Origin of the sequence: Caballeronia sp. ATUFL_F2_KS9A, from assembly GCF_023630765.1 — a bacterium.
GTDB lineage: Bacteria > Pseudomonadota > Gammaproteobacteria > Burkholderiales > Burkholderiaceae > Caballeronia > Caballeronia zhejiangensis.
This window is the reverse complement of record NZ_JALQEK010000032.1, coordinates 110,107-129,301: the sequence shown is the minus strand read 5'-3', so window position 1 is coordinate 129,301 and position 19,195 is coordinate 110,107. Positions and strand designations below refer to the sequence as shown.

19 protein-coding genes are annotated in these 19,195 nt (G+C 61.4%); 10 read left to right on the top strand and 9 right to left on the bottom strand.

Annotated features, from left to right (window positions below; genetic code table 11):
* Positions 1-108: 108 nt before the first annotated feature.
* Positions 109-405 carry a hypothetical protein gene (locus tag NCS67_RS21360; RefSeq protein ID WP_008347927.1) on the top strand — a complete coding sequence of 99 codons (297 nt, stop codon included), beginning with the start codon at positions 109-111 and terminating at the stop codon, positions 403-405.
* A 205-nt stretch (positions 406-610) separates the two neighbouring features.
* Here NCS67_RS21360 and NCS67_RS21355 read toward each other — a convergent pair whose 3' ends face one another.
* Positions 611-1,717, bottom strand: coding sequence for an aldose epimerase family protein (locus NCS67_RS21355; protein WP_250436477.1), 1,107 nt, complete (start codon positions 1,715-1,717; stop codon positions 611-613).
* Between the two features lie 178 nt (positions 1,718-1,895).
* Here NCS67_RS21355 and NCS67_RS21350 point away from each other — a divergent pair, with 178 nt between their 5' ends.
* The 8 genes from NCS67_RS21350 (at position 1,896) to NCS67_RS21315 (ending at position 10,531) form a co-directional block, all read left to right on the top strand.
* The gene (locus NCS67_RS21350) at positions 1,896-2,081 is read left to right on the top strand and encodes a hypothetical protein (protein WP_175980745.1); all 186 of its coding nucleotides are present in this window, start codon (positions 1,896-1,898) and stop codon (positions 2,079-2,081) included.
* 230 nt (positions 2,082-2,311) lie between these two features.
* Entirely contained in the window at positions 2,312-4,921 is a 2,610-nt protein-coding gene (locus tag NCS67_RS21345) for a PAS domain-containing hybrid sensor histidine kinase/response regulator (RefSeq protein ID WP_175980743.1), read from the top strand.
* Positions 4,922-4,969: 48 nt separating this feature from the next.
* A complete protein-coding gene (locus NCS67_RS21340; protein WP_250436475.1) occupies positions 4,970-5,557 on the top strand; it encodes a peroxidase-related enzyme in 588 nt (195 codons plus the stop codon).
* Positions 5,558-5,563: 6 nt separating this feature from the next.
* Positions 5,564-6,457, top strand: coding sequence for a LysR substrate-binding domain-containing protein (locus NCS67_RS21335; protein WP_175980739.1), 894 nt, complete (start codon positions 5,564-5,566; stop codon positions 6,455-6,457).
* A gap of 93 nt (positions 6,458-6,550) precedes the next feature.
* A complete protein-coding gene (locus NCS67_RS21330; protein ID WP_250436474.1) occupies positions 6,551-7,300 on the top strand; it encodes an SDR family NAD(P)-dependent oxidoreductase in 750 nt (249 codons plus the stop codon).
* Between the two features lie 55 nt (positions 7,301-7,355).
* The gene (locus NCS67_RS21325) at positions 7,356-8,684 is read left to right on the top strand and encodes an MFS transporter (protein ID WP_250436473.1); all 1,329 of its coding nucleotides are present in this window, start codon (positions 7,356-7,358) and stop codon (positions 8,682-8,684) included.
* Between the two features lie 24 nt (positions 8,685-8,708).
* Entirely contained in the window at positions 8,709-9,551 is an 843-nt protein-coding gene (locus NCS67_RS21320; RefSeq protein ID WP_008347910.1) for a transketolase, read from the top strand.
* On the top strand, positions 9,548-10,531 hold the full coding sequence (locus NCS67_RS21315; protein ID WP_250436472.1) for a transketolase family protein: 984 nt from the start codon (positions 9,548-9,550) through the stop codon (positions 10,529-10,531). The genes NCS67_RS21320 and NCS67_RS21315 overlap by 4 nt, the downstream gene beginning before the upstream one ends.
* Before the next feature lie 42 nt (positions 10,532-10,573).
* Here NCS67_RS21315 and NCS67_RS21310 read toward each other — a convergent pair whose 3' ends face one another.
* The 5 genes from NCS67_RS21310 to NCS67_RS21290 all read right to left on the bottom strand — a co-directional run bounded on the left by NCS67_RS21310 (position 10,574) and on the right by NCS67_RS21290 (position 15,928).
* Positions 10,574-11,155 (bottom strand): DUF2894 domain-containing protein, encoded by a 582-nt coding sequence (locus NCS67_RS21310; RefSeq protein WP_250436471.1) that lies wholly within the window; start codon positions 11,153-11,155, stop codon positions 10,574-10,576.
* The gene (locus NCS67_RS21305; protein ID WP_008347904.1) at positions 11,148-11,795 is read right to left on the bottom strand and encodes an OmpA family protein; all 648 of its coding nucleotides are present in this window, start codon (positions 11,793-11,795) and stop codon (positions 11,148-11,150) included. Before NCS67_RS21305 ends, NCS67_RS21310 begins: the two co-directional genes overlap by 8 nt.
* Entirely contained in the window at positions 11,792-14,038 is a 2,247-nt protein-coding gene (locus tag NCS67_RS21300; protein ID WP_250436470.1) for a DUF802 domain-containing protein, read from the bottom strand. The genes NCS67_RS21305 and NCS67_RS21300 overlap by 4 nt, the downstream gene beginning before the upstream one ends.
* A 10-nt stretch (positions 14,039-14,048) precedes the next feature.
* Positions 14,049-14,735 (bottom strand): DUF3348 domain-containing protein, encoded by a 687-nt coding sequence (locus tag NCS67_RS21295; protein WP_250436469.1) that lies wholly within the window; start codon positions 14,733-14,735, stop codon positions 14,049-14,051.
* Positions 14,736-14,842: 107 nt separating this feature from the next.
* Positions 14,843-15,928 carry a linear amide C-N hydrolase gene (locus tag NCS67_RS21290; protein WP_250436468.1) on the bottom strand — a complete coding sequence of 362 codons (1,086 nt, stop codon included), beginning with the start codon at positions 15,926-15,928 and terminating at the stop codon, positions 14,843-14,845.
* 245 nt (positions 15,929-16,173) lie between these two features.
* Here NCS67_RS21290 and NCS67_RS21285 point away from each other — a divergent pair, with 245 nt between their 5' ends.
* Positions 16,174-16,692, top strand: a complete 519-nt coding sequence (locus NCS67_RS21285) for a GNAT family N-acetyltransferase (RefSeq protein ID WP_250436466.1) — start codon at positions 16,174-16,176, stop codon at positions 16,690-16,692.
* Between the two features lie 16 nt (positions 16,693-16,708).
* On the opposite strand, the gene NCS67_RS21280 is transcribed toward NCS67_RS21285, so the two are convergent.
* From NCS67_RS21280 to NCS67_RS21270, 3 genes are all read right to left on the bottom strand, one after another.
* The gene (locus NCS67_RS21280; RefSeq protein ID WP_250436465.1) at positions 16,709-18,178 is read right to left on the bottom strand and encodes an alkaline phosphatase family protein; all 1,470 of its coding nucleotides are present in this window, start codon (positions 18,176-18,178) and stop codon (positions 16,709-16,711) included.
* 142 nt (positions 18,179-18,320) lie between these two features.
* Complete coding sequence (locus NCS67_RS21275) at positions 18,321-18,692, bottom strand: GFA family protein (RefSeq protein WP_008347889.1); 372 nt, start codon at positions 18,690-18,692, stop codon at positions 18,321-18,323.
* A gap of 29 nt (positions 18,693-18,721) precedes the next feature.
* Complete coding sequence (locus NCS67_RS21270) at positions 18,722-19,114, bottom strand: tautomerase family protein (protein WP_250436464.1); 393 nt, start codon at positions 19,112-19,114, stop codon at positions 18,722-18,724.
* Between the last annotated feature and the right edge of the window lie 81 nt (positions 19,115-19,195).

The window sequence follows — 19,195 nt, the reverse complement described above, 5'->3', positions numbered from 1 at the left end:
CTTCATCCCGCCGTCACATTGCTGACTCCCCATCCTAGGGTTTACGGCTAGTCAAGATAAAAAATTCAGCCGCACATAAGAGAGAAAAGACGTTTCGGGGCGTCACAAATGGAAAAGTCGAAAATTGTGCAAGTCGGGCGCGCCGCGCAGGCCACGCGAGCGATGCTCAAGCCCGCGCGTCTCGCGGACACCCAGCTCGATCATCTCGAGCACATGATCCGTTCGCTCGCGCTATCGGGAAATTCAAAGGCGGTCGACCAGTTCGATCATGCCTACTGGAAAAGGCGGCTCGCCGCGGTCGGCGACGAAAGCGATCTCGTCTCGACGCAACGCGCCCGCGTGCTGCGGCTCCTCGATCTTCTCGAACAGAACCGGGCAGCAGACTCCGACAAGGCGGCCGCCTAGCGCTCCGCCAGCAACGCATGCGAAATGCAAAACACGACAAGGCATTTCGAATGCAAAACGCAAAATTCCGTTTGCGCCGAACGAATTCCGAGGGCCAGCCTGAGAGAGAGCACTCGACGCGGGGGCCGATTCCGACCACCGCGTCGAAAAGTGCCTCTACGTGTGGCTTCGCGTCCCGGGGTACGATTCGCACCCGACTCATGCGCTAACGCACACCGATCTTCCAGACGGTGACTTCGTGATACTCGTCGCCGGGCTTGAGTTCGGTCGATGGGAACGTGGGGCGGTTCGGCGAGTCCGGGAAATGCTGGGTTTCTAGCGCGAAGCCATCCGTTTGTCGATACGCCACGCCCGACGTGCCGATCGCGCTGCCATCGAGACCGTTGCCCGTGTAGAACTGCAAGCCGGGCTGCGTCGTATAGACATCGAGCACGCGGCCGCTCGACGGATCGTAGGCGCGCGCGGCAAAGCCGGGTTCTCCATTGCGCTGTCCGTTCTTGTTGAGCTTCCAGTTGTGGTCGTAGCCGCGCGCATAACGCATCTGCTGATTCGACGAACGCAAACGCGCGCCGATCGGCGTCAGCGCTCGCAGATCCAGCGGTGTGTTCTCGACGCTCGCCATCTCGCCGGTCGGAATCGAATCGGCGCGCGTCGGCGTATAGCTCGATCCCGCGATCATGACGAGCTGCCCTTCGACATTGCCGCTGCCCTCGCCCGCGAGGTTGAAGTAGCTATGGTTCGTGAGGTTCAGGACGGTCGGCTTGTCCGTCTTCGCACGATAGTCGATACGCACTTCGTTATCGTCGGTGAGCGTGTAGGTTACGTCGACAGTAAGCGTGCCGGGAAAGCCGTTCTCGCCATCGGGACTCACATAGCGAAGCTGCACGCCCGCGCCTTGCGCGCCCTGAAACGTCTTCACCACGGTCCAGACTTTCTCGTCGAATCCATGCGGACCGCCATGCAGTGTATTCGGTGGCTCGTTGACGGGCAGCTTGTAGTCGCGGCCATCAAGTTCGAACTTTCCATCGGCGATGCGATTCGCATAACGCCCGATCAGACCGCCGAAATGGATCTTGCCGTTGTACTTCTCATAGTCGTTGAGCGAGCCAAAGCCGAGCACGATATCCGCGCGACGCCCGCGCCGGTCCGGCACATCGAGACGCGTGACGATGCCGCCATACGTGATGCAGTTCATCGACACGCCGCGCGCATTGGACAACGTGAATTGCGTCACCGCCTGGCCTTGTTGGGTCGCGCCATAGGGCGCGGAGGCAATCGAAGCAGCGAAGCCGCGCGGCGATAACAAAATCATGCATGCGATAGCGGCAAAACGAATGAGCGTGTTTTTCGCGAACTGCATAAGAGCAATGAGAGAAGAACGTTCGATCGATACATCGGAGTGTGAATTGAGCATCGGCTGTACCCGGTACGGCGGGCACGTCGGATGCGACCTCTTCATGTCATCCGACGAACACGACAAGGAGCCGCTCATGAATCAGCAAACCGATCGACCGACGCCGCCCACCCAAACGCCAGAAGATCCGAACATGGCCGACCGCCGCTTGTCCGACGAGCAAAAGCGCACGATGAGAAATGAGCCCGAGCCGCCGAAGCGCACCGATGAAAGCAAGGAAGAAAAGCTGCCGAATCCGAAAGACGTAGGTGAAGCCGGCTGATCTTGCGCGCTTGTTATCGTCCAATGAATCAATAAGGCGACGCGCTGATTCATAAGACGAAACATTCTTTGATACGTATAAATTACATATAACCTTTCGGAGCGGTGATGGCTGCATCGCCGTATCGCGATGAGGCCCATCGCTTTTGTTGTATGGTATCCCTAAGCTATCAAAGCCTCGGATGGCGTGCGCGGCGACGCTTTTCGCCGGAGTAAGGAAGCAAGGACGCCATGCACGATCCTGCTCATTTCCTGCCGTCGTTTGTGTGGCGCGCGGCACGAGACGGGGTAATCCAGTACGCCAATCCGTGGGCTTGCCGGTATCTCGGCATTCCGTTTCCCGAACTCGTCGGGCAGCATTGGAAAGCTTTTGTTCACCCCGACGACATCCCGCCGGTTCTCGAAGCACTGCGTCAGATGCGCGACGGCACGCTGCTTCGCAACGTCGATGTGCGCCTGTTACGCAACGATGCCGCGTTCCGCTGGCATACGCTCCATCTTCAGGCGCGGCGCGATGAGGAAGGGCAGATCGGCGAGACGGTCGGTGTGGCCATCGACATTCATGAGTGTCGTCACGCATGGGCAATGTATGAAGCCAGCGAGCGGCGCTTGCAGGCCGCTTTCGCGGGCGCACGCATGGGCGCGTGGGAATGGGACATGAAGACGCGCGTCGTACGCATGACCGCACAGCTCGCCGCGCTCTATTCTTTTCCGCCCGGAACCGAAGCGGTTCTTCTTTCGGAAGTGTGGGACCGGGTCGCGCCCGAACATCGCGAGCCGTTTCAGCGCAAGTTGACCGAAGCATTGCGCGATGGCGGACCATTCGAATTCGACTTCGTTCTCGAAAGCGAACAAGGACAACGTCGATGGCTGCGCATGCGCGGGCATCCCGAGTTCGACCGTCATGGCGTGCTCACGCGCGTCTATGGCGTGAGCTTCGATATCAGCACGCAACGCGCCGATGAAGATCGCCTGAGCCTTTCCGAACGACGCTATCGGGCGCTCGTCGAAACGACGGGCGCGCTCGTCTGGTCCGCCGATGCAAACGGCGAAATCCGTCCTTCTGGCGGCGAATGGGAACAGTTCACGGGCACATCGCCGGACGTGTTGTCCGGCTGGGGCTGGCTCGATTACATCCATCCCGACGATCGCGAGCGCACGCATCAGGCATGGCTCGATGCATTGCGCGACGGCGTCGCTTGCACGCTCACCTTTCGCATGTACCGTCGCGACGGCGTTTATCGCATGGTGCAGGCGCACGCCGCGCCACTCTACGACGACAAGGGCAGCTTGCAGGAATGGTTCGGCACGACAACCGACGTCACGCCGCGCTTCGAAGCGCAAGCCGCAATCGAGGCGCGCAGCTTGCGCCTCACGGTGGCGATGCAGGCCGCGAACATTCATATCGCGTCGCTGGAACTCGCGACGTGGACGTTGTCGCTCGAAACCGGCGGCGAGCGTCAGACCACCGAAACGCTCAGCTATGAGGCAGCGCTCGCACGCGTGCATCCCGATGACAGCGCCATGCTCGATCGCTATGTGCGCAGCATCGCGGCCGGTGAAGACGCCGAGGGACATTTCGAGTTTCGCGTGCGCAACATGCACGGAGAACAGTGGATGCAAGGCAGCGCCCTGCTCCAGCGCAGCAAGGACGGCGAGCCGCTGCGCATCATCGGCAGCGTGATAGACATCACCGAACGCAAGCATATGGAGCTGATGTTGCGCGAAGCGGGACGACGCAAGGACGAGTTCCTCGCGATGCTCGCGCATGAACTGCGCAATCCGCTTGCGCCGCTGCGAACGGCCATAGCGCTCCTGCAAAAGGATCAGGATGGCGACACGCATCCGCGCGATCTTATCGATCTCATGCGCCGGCAAGTGGAGCACATGACGCGCATCGTCGACGACTTGCTGGAGGTTTCGCGCATTACGCAGGGACGCATCGCCTTGCAACTCGAACCGATTCTCGTCGGCACGGCGGTATATCACGCAGTCGAAGCCATTGCGGGCATGGTCGAGTCGCGTTCGCAAAACATTCAAGTCGATGTTTCCGATGCGACGACATGGGTCTGCGGCGATCCCACGCGTCTTTCGCAGATCCTTGTCAACGTGCTGAACAATGCGAGCAAGTACACACCGGAGCAAGGCCGTATCAGCGTCAGTGTGCAGGCTGCCGACGATTCGGTGTCTATCGTCATCGCCGATACGGGCACGGGCATTTCCGCCGACCTTCTGCCGAAAGTATTCGAGCTATTCTCGCAAGGCGAGCGCACGCTCGACCGCTCGAACGGCGGCCTCGGCATCGGGCTTTCTCTCGTGAAGAAGCTCGTGGAAATGCATAAAGGCACGATCACCGTGCAAAGCCCGGGACCGGGCCTCGGCACGACGGTGACCGTGCGGCTGCCGCGTTTGCATCATCACGAAAGGCATTCCGCGCTCGCACTTTCGGAGACGAGCATGCGCGAGACGCGCACGGCGCTGCGCATTCTCGTCGTGGACGATAACCGCGATGCCGCCGATTCGCTCGCGATGCTGTGCGAGTCGGAGGAACATGTCGCGCGCGTCGCGTATTCATCGGCGGAAGCGCTGGAAGCCGCGCCGCTCTTGCAGCCCGATGTGGCGCTGCTCGATATCGGCCTGCCAGATATCGACGGCTACGAACTCGCGCGTCGTTTGCGTCGCAAGGGAGACACGACGCCTTTGCTGATCGCGATCACGGGTTATGGCCAGGCCGAAGACCGATTGCGCGCGCAATCGGCAGGCTTCGACTATCACTTCGTGAAGCCCGTGAATGTCGAGAGCCTCTTGAAGCTATTGTCGTCGCTCACAGTCACGCGTTGACGAACTCTCGCTCTACAATGGGCGTTCGATCAAGCCTTCGAGGACGTCATGACGCCAAAGCCCATCAGCCGCTATCCCGTTCCCGATCCGAAAGAATGGCCCGACGATATCCGCGCACGCATTCTCGAAGTGCAGGACAAGGCGGGGTTCGTGCCGAACGTGTTTCTCACGCTTGCGCACCGGCCCGATGAATTCCGCGCGTTCTTCGCTTATCACGATGCGCTGATGCTCAAGGAAGGCGGCCTGAGCAAGGGCGAGCGCGAGATGATCGTCGTCGCGACGAGCGCGGTGAACGATTGCCTTTATTGCGTCGTCGCGCACGGAGCGATTCTGCGCATCTATGAAAAGAACGCGCTCGTGGCGGATCAGGTGGCGGTGAATCATCGCAAGGCGGATATCACGCCGCGTCAGAAGGCGATGCTCGATTTTGCGCTTAAGGTATGCCGCGCATCGGGCACGGTGAATGATGCCGACTTCGCGGCATTGCACGCGCATGACTTCAGCGATGAAGATATCTGGGATATCGCCGCGATCACCGCATTTTTCGGGTTATCGAATCGCATGGCAAATGTCATTTCAATGCGGCCCAACGACGAGTTCTTTTTGATGGGGCGCGTGCCGAAGGAGCCGAAGTAAGCTTCCATGCGCCTTCCTCCTCTCAAATCCATCATCGCGTTCGAGAGCGTCGCGCGCACGAAGAGCGTCAACCGCGCCGCCGACGAACTCGGCCTCACGCCTTCGGCCGTCAGTCATCAACTGGCGAATCTGGAGAGCATCGTCGGGCGGCCGTTGTTCACGCGGTTCGGCCGCGGTCTCGTCCTCACGCCGACCGGCACGCAATATCTTGCCGACGTCACCGGCGCGCTCGCCGAATTGAATCGCGCGACGGAACGCGCATCGAGCGAAACATCCGTCGAGATACTGCGCATTCATTCGAGTCCGAGCTTCGGCCTGATGTGGCTATTGCCGCGTCTCGCCGCGTTTCAGGAAGCCAATGGCGATATTCAAATGAACCTCGCGTGCTCGTATGAAGACGTGTCGTTCACATCGGGTTACTACGATATCGCCGTGCGTCATGGCTATGCTCATTGGACCGATGTCGAAGTGAAGACGCTGCGGCATGAAAGCATTGCGCCGCTCGCTTCGCGCGCCTATCTCGAACGCTTTCCAGTCGCTACGCCAGATGATCTGCTCGACCGTCGTCTGATTCTCTCCGAATCGCCGCTCGTTCAATGGCAGCAGTGGTTCGGCAAGTTCGGCGTCGCGGTGAAGCGCAAGGCATTCGACTTTTCATTCGACCGCTCGTACATGTCGCTCGAAGCGGCCGCGCTCGGTCACGGCATCGCGCTCGAAAGCACGATGCTCGCGTCCGGGCATCTGGAACGCGGTTCGCTCGTGCCTGTATTCGGCAAGGAATACGCGGTCGAAGTCGGCGCGCATCATCTCGTTTACCCGAGTCAAAACGCCGGATTGCCACGCGTCGCAAAGTTTCTGGCGTGGATGGATCAGCAAATCGAGCGTCGCGGCGATACCTGAAAATTTCTCAGCAATAGTTGAGCCAAACTGCGTTGATCGTCAGGTCGAAGGCGGAGAAACTGCGCCTACACCAGACAACCAACGGAGACAACGATGTTGCTCGAGAACCAGGTAGTGATCGTCACGGGCGCGGCTTCGGCGCGCGGTATCGGCAAGGCAACGGCGAAGGCGCTTGCGGCGCAAGGCGCGCGCATCGTCGTGCTGGATCTGAAGGAAGCAGACGCGCAAAGCGCCGCGAACGATCTGGGCGATGGCCATCTCGGTCTCGCTTGCGACGTCACCGATAAGAACGCGTGCATCGCGGCCGCGAATGCCACCATCGATAAGTACGGACGCATCGACGCGCTCATCAACAACGCGGGCATCACGCAGCCGATCAAGACGCTGGAGATAGGCGCCGATAACTTCGATGCCGTCATCGACGTGAATCTGCGCGGCACGCTGTATATGTCGCAAGCCGTGATTCCGCAGATGAAAAAGCAGAAGAGCGGCAGCATCGTATGCATGTCGTCGGTGTCGGCGCAACGTGGCGGCGGCATCTTCGGCGGGCCGCATTACAGCGCGGCGAAGGCCGGCGTGCTGGGCCTCGCGAAGGCAATGGCGCGTGAATTCGGCGCCGACGGCATCCGTGTGAATTCGATCACGCCGGGCCTCATTCAAACCGACATCACCGGTGACAAGCTCACGCCCGAAATGCGCGCGGACATCATCAAGGGCATTCCGCTCGCGCGTCTCGGCGATGCAGCGGATATCGCCAACGCGTGCCTGTATCTCGCGAGCGATCTTTCTTCCTATCTCACCGGTGTCACACTCGATGTCAACGGCGGCATGCTGATTCATTGATTGCACGTACGGGCGCACCTGGAAACCAGGGCGCCGAACATGGATGGAGACACACATGAAACCAAAGTTATCCGCGGCGGCGGTAAGCGCTGAGTTCACATCGTCCGACGATGCCGCCAGCTTCGAAGCAAAGACCTATGCCAAGGTCGGACGCCGCCTGATTCCCTTTCTGATGCTGTGCTATCTCGGCGCGTATCTGGATCGCGTGAACGTCGGCTTCGCCAAGCTGCAGATGCTCAACGATTTGCGCTTCTCCGAAACCATCTACGGCATCGGCGCGGGCATCTTCTTTCTCGGCTACTTCCTGTTCGAAGTGCCCAGTAACGTTATCCTTCATAAAGTGGGCGCGCGCAACTGGCTCGCACGCATCATGCTGACGTGGGCCGTGATATCCGCGAGCTTCGTGTTCGTGAAGTCACCGACAGTCTTCTATGTCCTGCGATTTTTGCTGGGCGTCGCAGAAGCGGGTTTCGCGCCGGGCGTCATTCTCTATTTGACGTACTGGTTTCCCGCCGCGCGCCGCGCCAAGGCGCTCTCGCTGTTCTTCATGGCGATTCCGCTCGCGGGCATCGTCGGCGGACCGCTCTCGGGCTACATCATGCATGCGTTCCAGGGCGTGCAGGGGCTCGCCGGATGGAAGTGGCTCTTCATGCTCGAAGCGCTGCCTTCGCTCTTCCTGGGTGTCGCGATCCTGTTCTACCTCGACAACGGCATCGCCGGCGCGAAGTGGCTCAGCGACGAAGAGAAAGCATTGCTTCGGCGCAATGTCGAGAAGGACAACGCGCAGACGGTGAAGCACGTATCGATCCGCGCGTTCATCGGCGATCGTCGTCTTTGGCTGATGGCCGCGATCTACTTCTGCGTCGTGATGGGTCAATACGGACTCACGTTCTGGCTGCCGACCATCGTGCGCCGCACCGGCGTAGCGGACCCGCTGTGGGTCGGCATTCTCACCGCGATTCCGTATCTCTGCGCCATCGTCGCGCTGCCGCTGATCGGTGCAAGTGCCGACAAGCGTCGCGAACGCCGCCTGCATCTCGCGATTCCGATGCTTGTGTCCGCAGCCGGCTTCGCCACCTTGCCGATGCTCGGCAGCGTGGGCGCATCGATCGTCTGCGTGAGCATCGCGGCAGCAGGCATCCTCGCGTCATCGTCGCAATTCTGGTCCTTGCCTACGGCTGTGCTGGGCGGCATGTCGGCGGCGGCGGGCATTGCCGCGGTCAACTGCTTCGCCAATCTCGCGGGCTTCTTCTCGCCTGCCATCGTCGGATGGCTCAACGACTTCACCGGCAAATCGACCGCGGGCCTGATCTTCATTTCCATAGCCATCGTGATCGGCGCGGCGCTCGTGTTCTTCGTGCCCGCGAAAACGGTCAATCGCTAATTTTATTAATCAAGGAGACAACGCATGAATGCTCCCGTTATCGAAGAGGTGACGCTCGCCGAGCGCGCCTATCGTATCCGCCGCAATGCCCTTCTGATGGGCGAAGTGCAAGGTCAAGGTTATATCGGCCAGGCGCTCGATATCGCCGATGTGCTGGCCGTCGCCTACTTCGGCGCGATGAACTACCGCCCCGACGATCCCGAATGGGAAGGCCGCGACCGCTTCCTTCTGTCGAACGGTCACTATGCAATTGCGCTGTATGCCGCGCTCTTCGAAGCAGGCATCCTGCCGCAAGAGGAACTCGAAACGTATGGCAGCGACGATAGCCGTCTGCCGATGTCCGGCATGGCAAGCTACACGCCCGGCATGGAAATGTCCGGCGGGTCGCTCGGGCAAGGTCTCACGATCGCTGTGGGCCGCTGCCTCGGTCTGAAGCGCAAGGGCTCGAAGTCTTTCGTGTACACGCTCTTCTCCGATGGCGAGCTCGATGAAGGCTCGATCTGGGAAGGTTTGATGTCGGCGGCGCACTGGAAGCTCGACAATCTCATCGCAATGGTCGATGTGAACAATCAGCAGGCGGATGGCCCGTCGACGCAGATCATGTCGTTCGAGCCGCTCGTCGACAAGCTCGAAGCATTCGGCTGGTACGTGCAGCGCGTGAACGGCAACGACATCGATGCGGTGAAGAACGCTTTCGACAACGCGCGCAATCTTGAGGACGCGAAGCCGCGCATCATCGTATGCGATACGCAGATGGGCCGTGGCGTGCCCTTTCTCGAACAACGCGAGAAAAACCACTTCATCCGCGTCGATGCCCATGAATGGCAACTGGCGCTGCAAGCACTCGAAGCAGGGAGACAAGCATGAGCACTCGTTTGAAGACATCCGCGATGATCGCGTCGATCGCAAGCGAAGGACAGGTCACGCGTTCGGCCCCCTTCGGCCATGCGCTCGTGGAAGAAGCGCGCACGAAGACGAATATCATCGGCATGACGGCCGATCTCGGCAAGTACACGGACCTGCATATCTTCGCGAAGACATTCCCCGAGCGTTACTACCAGATGGGTATGGCCGAGCAATTGCTGATGGGCGCGGCTGCGGGCTTCGCACACGAAGGCGCGCAGCCGTTCGTCACGACGTACGCGGTATTCGCGACGCGCCGTGCGTATGACTTCATCCATCAAACGATCGCGGAAGACAATCTCGATGTAAAGATCGTCGCCGCGCTGCCGGGACTCACGACGGGTTACGGCCCGAGCCATCAAGCCGCGGAGGACCTCGCACTGATGCGCGCGATGCCGAACATGACCGTGATCGATCCGTGCGATGCGCTCGATATCGAACAGATGGTGCCCGCGATCGCCGCGCACAAAGGTCCGGTGTATGCGCGTCTCTTGCGCGGCAACGTGCCCGCCGTGCTCGACGAATACGACTATCGCTTTGAACTCGGCAAGGCGAAGCTGCTGCGCGATGGCCGGGACGTGCTCATCATTTCGTCGGGCATTCTGACGATGCGCGCGCTCGAAACCGCGAAGGCATTGCAAGCCGATAACGTCGATGTCGCCGTGCTGCATGTGCCGACGATCAAGCCGCTCGACACGGAGACGATCGTCCGCGAAGCGAAGCGCTCGGGACGTCTCGTCGTGGTGGCGGAAAACCATACGGTGATCGGCGGGCTCGGCGAAGCGGTGGCAACCGCACTGCTGACGGCGGGGGTCGCGCCGGCTTATCGTCAGATCGCATTGCCCGATGCGTTCCTCGATGCAGGCGCGTTGCCTACGCTGCACGATCGCTACGGCATTTCGACGAACGTGATGTCGAGCACGATCAAAGGCTGGCTCGCGTAACAGACTGCACGCCGCGCGATCGATGAATCGCGCGGCGCTTCATCACTTCTTCTTGCGTCCGCCCTTCTTCGCACCCGACGCTTCTTTCGCGACGGTCACAGTCGGCCCGTTTAACTCTTCCATCCACGAAAGCGCATCGACGTAGGCAAGAAATTGCTGGAGATAACCCGGCGATACTTCGCGCATCAGCGACAACGAACGATGCACGAGACTGCTCGAATTGAGCGGTCCTGCGTTTCGGGGCACCTGTGCGAGCGAATCGCGCAACTGCTTTTCCGCACTGACTTTCGACCATACCGCGCGAAAGTAATCGAGCAACTCCGCATGAGATGTTCCATGCATCGAAGATGCTTTGGCGATGTCAGCGATCAGCGTTGCCAGCGGACCGCGCACATCGGCATCGCTTATCGGTGCATCCGAAGATGCAGCACGTTCCATATCGCTTCGATACGCATCGAGCAATTGCGCGACACGTTCATCGAGCAGGCGACGCGCCTCGCCTTCATACGCGGCCGCGCGCTTGTCCAGCGCATCGATCAGATGGAAGCGCACGGGATTCGCGCGATCGTCGCCATTCGCGCGCCATGCTTCGAGTATCGCGCGTGCAGAGGCCACGTTACTCATGCGCCTTCACCGCGCCATCCGACGAACGCGGCACAGCTGAAATCTCCACGCGACGATTCTTCGCGCGCCCGCTTTCATCGGCATTGGAACTCACCGGCTGTTCCGAGCCGAACGCCGCCGCGAACACCGACGACGAAGGCACGCCCGCATCGATCAACGCGCGCATGACCGTCAGTGCGCGTTTCGCTGAAAGCTCCCAGTTGTCCGCGAATCGGCGGTTGCCTTCGTGGACTTGCTGATCGTCGGCGAAACCGCTCACCATGAGAATCTCTTCATGCGCACGCAGATACGTCGAAAGCGGCGCTGCGAGACTCTTCAGCACATCGCGGCCCTGCGGCTGCAATTGATCGGAATTGAGCGCGAAAAGCACGCTGCCGCTGATGCCGATGCGACCGTTCACGAGCGTCACGCGTCCCGATGCGAGCGGTCCCGCGAGCGCCTGTTCCAGCGTCTTGCGGCGCTGCGTCTCTTCCTGACGATGCTTCACCTCTTCGTCGAGCTTGTTCTCCAGCTGCAACTGCACGCCGATCACGCCGACGAGTATCAGCACGAACGCGCCCAGCAGCACCGACATCAGATCGGCGAACGCGGCCCAGATCGGCGCGGCGTGTTCCGCGCCGCCGTCGATTTCCTCGTTCATGCCGCGCGCGCTCCGGCCACGCGTTGCCCGGCGATATGCTGCAAGTCCTCGACGATCTGCTTCTGCGACATCATGCTCAGGTCGATCACTTCCTTCGCCTGCGCAACGTAATACGCGAGCTGTTCATCGCTGCGCGCAAGCGATTTGTCGAGCGCGCTTTCGATGCGTTCGAGATGCGCGACGAGCTTGTCGTTCGATTCGCCGAAAGACTGCACGGCCGCGCCGAACGCATCCGAGAGGCTCGCCATTTCGACGGCGCTCGTCGTCACTTGCGCGGCCATCGAAACGAGTTTGCCGGCCTCGGCTTCGACCGTGCCGGTGAACTGCGCGCCGACGCGTTCGAGCAGCGTCGCCGATGTGTCGACGAGCGCATCGATCGCGGCGCGTTGCTCGTTCGATGCCAGGTTCACCGCGCCGAGCAATGTCTCGACGGTGGCGAGCAAGCGGCTGCGTTCATCGAGCATCGCGGTATCGCGGACCATCGAATCGGACAGCTTCTGACGCATTTCGGCGACGACTTCGGCGGCTGCCTTCGGTGCTTCCGATGCAGCCTGCACGAGCCGCTCGATCTCCGCGATGGTCGCGCTCGCGTGTGTCTGCGATTGCGCGGACATGTCGCGCGCGGTTTGCGCGAGGGCATCGCAGATGTCCTTCTGACGATTCGCCGCGACGTCGCTCGTTTGCTGCCATTGCTCGCGCAACGAGCCGGTCATCGAGTCGAGCGCGCTGCTCCATGCGGCGAGGCGCTCTTCCCCGCTTTGCGCGAGTTCGGCGCGTAAATCCGCATGCGAACGATCGACCGATTGCACGAGCGCCGCTGCATGTTGCTCGAAGCTGGCCGCCGCGGTCGTCAACGCGTTCCGGTTCTGCGCGGCTGCCTGCTCGCTCGCGCGCGCGTGCTGTGCGAGCGCATCGGTCCACGCTTGCGACATGTTGCCCGTCGCGGTTTCGAGGCGCGCGGACACATCGTCGATCAAGCCGGACGAACGCGTATCGAAAGTCTGTGCGAAGCGTTCCAGCGATGCATCCATGCGTGCGACGAGCGCATCGCGCGATTGCTCGTGCTTCGCAACCGACGACGCCAGCGCGCCCGACACGCGATCCATTTGCGCGGACACGCCATCGACGAGATGCGTCGAACGTTGCTCGAATGCTTGCGCGAAGCGATCGAGCGACGCGCTCATCTCGCCGACGAGCGTTGCGTTCGACTGCGCGTGCTTCGCGAGCGATGCGTTCCAGATGTCCGCGACCTTCGCCGACGATGCCTCGAAGCCGCTCGACAAGCCTTCCAGTTGACGCGCCACCGCCTGCTCGACATTGCCGTGCAACGCGGTGACTTCGCGCGCGATGCCATCCATCGTCGCCTGCATGACGGGCTGCAACGCGGCGCTCGCGGCGCGCGCGCTATCGGCAACGCTTTGCTTCAACGACAGTTCGACCGATGTTGCGAGCCGCCGATACGACGTCTCCGCTTTCGCATGAAACGCATCCTGACTCGCGATCTGACGCTCGCTCGCGGCGAGGCTTTGCTGTTCGATTGCGATCGTCATCGACTGAAGGCGATCGACGAGCTTCGGCATCAGTTCGGTCTGAAGCTGCAGCAGCTTGAACGTTTCGTCGCGTTGATGCGCCTGCGTGAAGACGCGAAGTGTCGTCGCGATCTTCACGTCGAGTTGCTGCGTGACATGAAGACGCTCGCGACGGCACAGCGCCGACAGCAGGCCGAGCATCGCGGATGTCGCGACACCCGCGATCGACGTGCCGAACGCGAAGCCCAGCCCAGTCACGGGTGCGGAAAGCGATGCGCGGATCGCCGTCAGATCGGATGCGCTTTGCAGCGCCGTGCCGGTGCCGCGCAAGGTCGCGACCATGCCGAGCAGCGTACCGAGCATGCCGAGCAACACGAGCAGACCGACTAGATACGGCGCGAGCACCGGACCGGGCAACGGCGCGCGCTCGCCTTCGACACGCAGACGCACCGCATTGCGCAGGCTCGGATCGAGGCTGTCGAGCCACACGGCGAGGCTGCGCGGCGCGGTCGAGAGTTGTGCGACGGCCTGTTCGAGCGAGCCGGTGATCTGTTGATAGCGGCGCAATTCCGCCGCGCCCGCGAGATAGCATGCGGCGATCACGAGCGTGACGGCGAACGCGATCGCATTCGACGTGACGTATGCAATGCCGATGCCGAGCACCGCGGCGAGGCCAATCGAAAATACAGCGATGTTCAAAAGATTTCGGGGCATAGCGAGCCAGTTAGCGGGGCCGAAGAGCCGCGAGCAAGCCTTCGATCGGTTGAAAACGAACATCCAGTTCGGCGAGCAGCACGCTCTGCAGATCCTTGCGAAACACGTCGAGCCATGCATTCGGCGCCGATGTCTCGACAGCGGCTTGAGCGCGCTTCAGACGCTCGAAATGCTTGCCGAGCAGCGCGGGCACGTTGCCGAGCAGACTGCGTTCGCGCGCGCTCAACGCCTGTTCCATCACGGCATCGACGACGGCGAGACGCGCCATGTCCGGCGATTTCGTCGCGAGTGTCGATCGCAGACGCGTGCGCAGCGCACCGATGTCGGATTCCATCGCTTGCTGCAAGGACACATAGCGCTGACGAAAGTCCGCGTAGTCGATGGGCGCATCGTCGGACGACGGCTTCACCGGCGTACGATTCCTGCGGCGCGCGGCCGCTTCCTCGCGTGCGAATGCGCCTGCGAGCGAGTTGCGCACGCGCGCGCACTCTTCTTCCACCTCGCGCGCAACGGATCGCGCGCCCGACGCGGCGGGCGGATCGGATGCGAGCGCAGTGGACAGCGCAATCGCATCGGTCCAGCCGAGCCATTGGCTCAGGCGGTCCGCGAGCGATTGAGCGGGTTCGTGAACGTCGAGATCGGCAAAATGTGCCAGCAGGCGAACGAGCGCCGGGCCGCTGAATGCCGTGCGCTTCATGCCTTGCACAGGATCACCGGGGGCAAAAGGACACTATTTTACCTGCGCGGGCGAAATCGATGCCCCGTTTCGTGCGGAGCCGCGACAACGTCGAGGCAAATGCTGGCTCATGGCGCCTTCGCGGGCATGAACGCGAAAGGCTGCGTCGCGACGAAGCTGCCCGCCGTCTCGCCGGAGAAGACCTGTCCCGAATCGATCGTCAGCTTCATCACCGGCGCGCCTGGATTCAGGTTGAGCTTCTTGAGCGACACCCAGAACGTATCGGGCCGCGTCGCTGAATCGAAGTAATAGATCAGGTTCTGCTGATCCGAGACCGTGCGCCATATCGTCGACGACAGATTCGGCTGCTCCGGCGTGCTGATGCCGAGCGGCACGCTCACCGAACGCATGAGACTCATCACGCTCGCGACGGCCTGGAACGCGTACGACTGCTGCGGCACGCCCGCCATGTAATTCGCATCGGCCTGCTTCGGAATCGCATCGAGCAGAAACGACGCGCGCACGAAGCGGTCCGCCGCGCGATTCGTGCCCGGCAAGAAGCCCATGCCGCCGACGCTTCTCCAGTAAGTATCGATAGCAAGCTGTTCATCGTAGATCGGCGAGTTGGTCATCACCTTGTACTTCTTGCCTTGATGAATGATGAGCTTGCCGTTGATGTACTCGAAGATCGCAGAGTCGCCGCGCGCATCGGAAAGAGAAAGATGGATCGTCAGCGGCTTGCCGTTGGGCAGGGGCGGCGCGATGATCTGGAACGGTTCGCGCGACATCACATACACGGCTTGCCCGACGGTCGCGAAGTTATCGAGCGCATATTGCGCCCACAGACTGATAGACATCGGATCGCGCTTCGGGTCGGGCTTGCCGTAATCGGTCTCCGCGAGATAGAGCGCATTGGCGACGAGCCCGCGCTCGTTCATGCCGTCCACCGTGCCAATTTCATAACCCGACACCACCACGCTGCCGTACTTCGATTTCCATTTGATCGAGCGCGGCCCCGCGTTGCCATCGCGTTCGATGCCCGCGGGCATCACCCAGAGATTGGAACGCATGTCCTCGGACCAGTCCATCGAACGGCCGGTGACGACGAGGCCTTTGTCGCCGACATAGAGCGTGCGCGTGCAGGCAAGCGCGAGCGACGTGGAGAGCAATGCCAGCGCGAAGAGGAAAGCGAACGTTCGAATCAGACGGGTCATGGCCGTGTTCCCTTTTCGTTGGTTCGTGAAGCCGCCTTCAGAAATATTGGATTCGCCCTGCTTTGTAAAGCGCACCGGTGGCAACATGGGCGTCGTCTTTATGATTACCCGATGGTGACAATTACCTGAAGACATTCGATCGGCGCATGGGCTAAGGATTTATTTCCGATTCGTCCGTCTGCGAAGAGGAGATGTGAGGCGCCCGGCTATCATGGATGTCCCCCCATTTGTTCATTGCATGCGTTATGCAGAATGCCATCATCCCGCCGATCAGACGCCTGACGCCCGCCGACGCACAAGCGTTCCGCGATATTCGTCTCGAAGGCCTGCAGCGTTATCCAACGTCGTTCGGCGCTTCGTATGACGACGAGCGCATGCAGACGCCCGACTGGTTCGGCGCGCGCATCGCGGATCACGCGGTGTTCGGTGGCGACGGCCGCGATGGCATGTTAGCCGGGGTAGCCGGGCTGCTCGTGCCGACGGGCGCAAAGCTCCGGCACAAAGGCGTTCTCTGGGGCATGTACGTGCGCGAGAGTGCGCGCGGCACGGGACTTGCCGCTGCGCTCGTCGATGCCGTGCTTGCGTACGCGCGGGGCATCGTCGACGAAATCAAGCTCGAAGTCGCGCCGGAGAATCTCGCTGCAATGAGGCTGTATCGCGCGGCGGGATTCGTCGAATACGCGCGCGAGCCGCGTGCGCTGAAGATCGACGGCACGTATCACGATTCGGTCCTCATGACGCTCGACTTCGCGCGCGGTGCATAGCGCGTCGATCAGGAAATCACGAAGAAGGGAATCCCAGCGCAGTTGCCTTGGCGCGCAAGTCGGCGAAGCGCCCGCCGGGCGTCGGCGTCTGCGATGCGCCCTCCGCTGCTTTCTCCGTCCGCGACTTGTCGATGGTCTCGAGACCCGATCCTGTCGACGCCGTGTTCGAGCATTCGAGTCCGAACGGCCCTTGCGCCACCGTAATCGCGGGCGCATCGGTGCGTGGCGCATCGCTCAGATCGAGCGCGTAAGCCATGTTGAACGTGGTCGGATCGCTCGCGCGCACGCCCAGCGGATCGAGCCCGAAGCGCCAGACAAGCAGTTGATGGATCGAACTCGGATCGAACGGATAGCGCGCCACGTTGTTCGCGCGCACGCGCGGTCCGAGCAATACGCATGGCACACGAAAACCCAAGCGGCCGTCGTTGCCGAGCTTCTGTTCCGCCTCCGACAGCGACTTGACCGGCGGCGCGACATGCTCGAAGAATCCGCCCCACTCGTCGTAGACGACGATCATGAGCGTCTTGCTCCAGTTCGGGCTCGTGCGCAGCGCTTGGTAGATTTGCGCGAGCAGGACCTGGCCGTTGCGGACATCGGCATGAGGATGATCGTCGTTGGACGTGCCGTTCGCCTCGCCGGCAAAGCTCGGATCGACCATGCAGAACGACGGCAGATTGCCGCCCGCCGCATCGGACAGGAAATCGGAAAAGAGCTTCGAGCGGCCGACGTAACGCGTGCCGTAAAGCGCCGTGAACGGCACGTCATGAAAGTAATACTTCGACGACACGTTCTTCGCATCGAGCCGGTCCCAGATCGTCGATAGCGACGACGTATCGAGCGTATCGCTCAAGCGATCCGTTTCGCCGCTATGCAGATAGACGCGGTTCGGAAACGTGTCGGCGAGAATGCCGCTCATGTAGTAATCGCAGACGGTGTATTGCGTCGCCGCCTGTCGATAGAACTCGAGATCGCTGCCCGTGAAGTAACCGATCGGCAGCAGATCGCCGCGCGTCTTGTTCGTATCCGGCGTGAGCAGGAAGCCGTTCATCGCGCCGTTCGCGAGATGCGTGCGGCCTGCGTCGTAGGCGTGATCGGGATCGGCAAACTGGCAGCCTTGATAACCAAACGCAGCGTTGGCCGACAGCGCGAATGTCGATTGCACCGTGCCGAACGCATCGGTGAACTGCTTGCCCGCCTGCACGCCCTCCGCGCCCGGCACCCAGCCGAGCATGTGATCGAAGGAGCGGTTTTCCATCGTCACGAGCACGATATGATCGATGCCCGAAGTCTCCGGCGCGGGCAACGCCGGACGCGGCAGATTCGCGCGATCGGACGGAATCGTGCCGATGGGACTCGTGGGCGTGACGGTGCCCGAGTCATCGTCGCTGCCGCCGCCACCGCAGGCCGACAGCATCGCCGTGCTGACGAACGCGGCAAGCAGACGCCGGCGTACCGCGTCGGGTTCGTTGGAAGGCTTGTGTGCCATGACGGCGCTCCATGTCAGTGTTGTTATCGAACGCCGTTCTCGGAAACGCGGTTGCGCCTTGAACATCGAACGCGAACGGCTTGTGGGTGCCGGGTTGTAGCACGCGGCGTTCCCGGCACCCTTCACTCACATGGCGACGCTGCTATGCGCGCCCCACTACCGAACTGCTCGCGCCGTCCTTGACGGGTGCATCGAGCGAATACGCATCCACGCCATCGACACAGCCGAGGTTCACGCGCCATTCAGCAGGATTCGAACGCGTTTGATGGAACGTGTAAATTCCACAGCGCTTGCAAAAGTAATGCTTCGCGACCTGCGTGTTGAATTGATAAAGCGTGAGTTCGTCCTCGCCCGACAGGATGCGCAACTTCTCTTTGACAAAGGGCGGCGACATGACCGCGCCGCGCCTTCGGCAGAAACTGCAATTGCAGCGCGCGGCGGGTTCCGGCGAAGTTTCGACTTCGAAGGTGATCGCGCCGCAGTGACACGCGCCTTTCAGGGTCGTCGGGTTCATCGTGGATACGGCTCCTTTGCGGTTTTCGGTCAGGCCGCGTCCTCCACGTACTGCGCGAGTCCGCGTCCGAACGACCAGTCTTCGCGGCGATTCGGCGCGAGCGCGATCATCACGTCGTCGGGCCGCAGTCCGGGCGATGCCGCGAGCTTCGCCACCAGTGCCTTGTAGAACGCTTTCTTCGTCGCCGTGTCGCGCCAGTCGCTCGCGGTGATGTGGATGAACACGACGTCGTCGCTGCGTTCGACACCGAGATAACCGGGATCGTAAATGAAGTGGTCGCGCTCGTGTTCGTCGATCAATTGAAAGCGGTCGTCGGCGGGGACCTTGAACGCTTCGACGAGCGCTTCGTGCACGCCGTTCGAGATCGCGCGGATATGCTCGCGCGGCTTGCCTTTCATGAGCGATATTCTGACGAGCGGCATGATGAAACTCCTTCGAGATCGAGTTCGGGTGATCTCGACTCTACGCCGCACAATGCATGTTGAATATTGAATACTTTCGGA